This window comes from Microscilla marina ATCC 23134 (genome assembly GCF_000169175.1).
Classification (GTDB): domain Bacteria; phylum Bacteroidota; class Bacteroidia; order Cytophagales; family Microscillaceae; genus Microscilla; species Microscilla marina.
On sequence record NZ_AAWS01000120.1, the window covers coordinates 1 to 1916 of the forward strand.

2 protein-coding genes are annotated in these 1916 nt (G+C 44.7%); both read left to right on the forward strand.

The window, feature by feature from the left end; all coding sequences use genetic code 11:
• Window positions 1–57: 57 nt before the first annotated feature.
• Entirely contained in the window at window positions 58–1080 is a 1023-nt protein-coding gene (locus M23134_RS37120; RefSeq protein WP_002706280.1) for an ATP-binding protein, read from the forward strand.
• 36 nt (window positions 1081–1116) lie between these two features.
• Window positions 1117–1845, forward strand: a complete 729-nt coding sequence (locus M23134_RS37125) for a LytR/AlgR family response regulator transcription factor (protein ID WP_002706283.1) — start codon at window positions 1117–1119, stop codon at window positions 1843–1845.
• Window positions 1846–1916 lie beyond the last annotated feature (71 nt).

The following is a 1916-nucleotide window of genomic DNA, read 5'->3' on the forward strand; positions in this document are numbered from 1 at the left end:
ATTATAATGCCTATAAGAGTAAATACGCCTACAAACTAGAGGGCTTGCACAAAGAATGTGGTACAATTGGGCACCCACCGAGACATTACTTTTGCCAACCTGGCTCCTGGCAGTTACACCCTGCGAGTAAAAGCTGCCAACAACGATGGAGTTTGGAATGAGCAAGGGCTTACGCTCAAAATAAGGGTAACTCCTCCCTGGTGGGCTACTACCTGGTTTCGGTTAGGGGCGGCTTTGTGCATGCTGTTAGTCATTGTAACGGGCTATAGTTGGCGGTTACAACAAGCCAAACAAAAAAGGCTTCAGCTTGAGCAATTGGTAGACGAACGTACGGTGGAGCTTAAAAAACTGAACCACACCAAAGATCGCTTTTTTGGTATCATAGCCCATGACCTAAGGGGGCCACTGGCTTCGTTTCAGCAGGTCAACTATTTGCTCAATCATTATATCAAAAAGCAAGACCTGGAAAAGGTACAAACCGTGAGTGAACAAATAAATGCCTCTGCCAAAAAGCTTAATCGATTGCTCAATAACTTATTGGATTGGGCAATGGTGCAGCAAAAAAGTGTAATTCCTCAACCAGAAGAACTCGATCTACACCAACAAGTACAAGATTGTATGGCAGTTTACCAGGGGAGTCTCGATTTACACCACATACAAATAGAGAATAAGGTGCCCCAAGGACAAGTTTTATGGGCAGATCCTCATTCGCTCACCAGTTTGATACAAAACCTCATTGGCAATGCCACCAAGTTTACCCCCGACGGGGGCAATATTGAAATTACCACCCAATACCAAGAGAATGAGTTGGTGCTTGCCATCGAAGATTCGGGGGTGGGCATGGATGCTGCTACCCTGAAGCAAATGTTTGAGCTAAGTGGTAAAAAAAGCCAACAAGGGCTCAGGGGCGAACAAGGCGTGGGGCTGGGGCTTACCTTGTGTCAGGAGTTTGCCCGCCTCAACAATGCCACCCTCACTGTAGATAGCCAACCAAACGAGGGCACTACTTTTTATGTCACTTTTCGGGGGCAGAAAACGCCAACCAATCAACAAAATGTTCCGGCATTGTTTGAAGGTTAATCAACTAATTTTTTTTGACTATATGAACCACTATTTATGAATATACTCATTGTAGAAGACGACCCCATTTTTGCCCAAGGGCTTCAGGCGATGCTCGAAGAGATGGGCTACCATTCACTGGGCATTGCCCAGGAGGCAAACGAAGCACTCCGCCTGATGAGTGCCACCCAGCCCGACCTAATACTCATGGACATCCATATCAGGGGGGCAATGGATGGTATAGAGGTAGCCGAACAAATGAAACAGCGGTCTTTGATGATTCCCGTTATTTTTCTTACCTCGCTTCAAAACCAGGAAACGTTCAGTAGAGCCAAGCAAACAAACCCGTTTGCTTATTTGAGTAAACCAGTAGAAGTAGCTCAACTACAAAGAGCCATCGAGCTTGCTTTGCACAAGTATGCCCATAAGTCGTCTCACCTCAACGAGTGGGCAAATGATGTAGCCATTCAAAACAGTTTTTTTGTAAAGGCAGGTCGACGCATACAAAAGGTGCATATTCCGGACATCTATTACCTGGAAGTAGACCGCAACTATTCTACCATTATGTTGAAAGACCAACCATTAAAGGTAAGAATGACTTTTAAAGAGCTAAGCCAAAAGTTGCCTGGTCATCAGTTTCTCAAAATTAATAAATCGTATATAGTCAATCTGGCTAAAGTGGACAATGCAGACCTGGAAAAAAATGAGGTACAAGTAGGTCAGTATGTGGTACCATTAAGCAAACGGTATCGCAAAGATTTGCTTAAGGCATTAGACATAGGATAAGTGGTGGCAGCCCTGCTACTAAGCCAACCAAAAAGGCGTATGCCAACATAAGAAGCCATCTCACCTGAAAG